1 pseudogene is annotated in these 389 nt (G+C 44.2%); it reads right to left on the bottom strand.

Features of this window, described 5'->3' with window-relative positions:
- Window positions 1–389 (bottom strand): annotated as a pseudogene (locus I6F37_RS44200) (ribonucleoside-diphosphate reductase subunit alpha); the annotation flags it as partial.

Raw genomic sequence — 389 nt, 5'->3', positions numbered from 1 at the left:
GGTTCAATGATTGCGACTGACAGATGAATGCGCCACGGTCGGCGGCCATGTCTATGATGTTCCGCTGTTTGATCTCCCAGACTGTTTTATAGATCTCCTTGATGTTTTCAGGAATTCCATCAATCCCCTGGACAGATCCATTATTAGTAAGGATGCGATTCTTCATATCATCATTCCACATATTCAGCTCAACCAGGTCCTTAAGCAGGTGCTTGTTGACAACAACGAACTCACCACTCAATACACGGCGAACATAGATGTTGGAAGTATATGGTTCGAAACATTCATTGTTCCCAAGTATCTGAGAAGTTGAAGCAGTTGGCATAGGGGCAATCAATAACGAATTCCGGACACCATGCTTTATGACCTCAGCTTTCAGCGTATACCAG

The sequence above is a fragment of the Bradyrhizobium sp. NBAIM08 genome, from assembly GCF_020193935.1.
Taxonomy (GTDB): Bacteria; Pseudomonadota; Alphaproteobacteria; order Rhizobiales; family Xanthobacteraceae; genus Bradyrhizobium; species Bradyrhizobium yuanmingense.
This window is presented reverse-complemented; position numbering and strand designations above follow the sequence as displayed.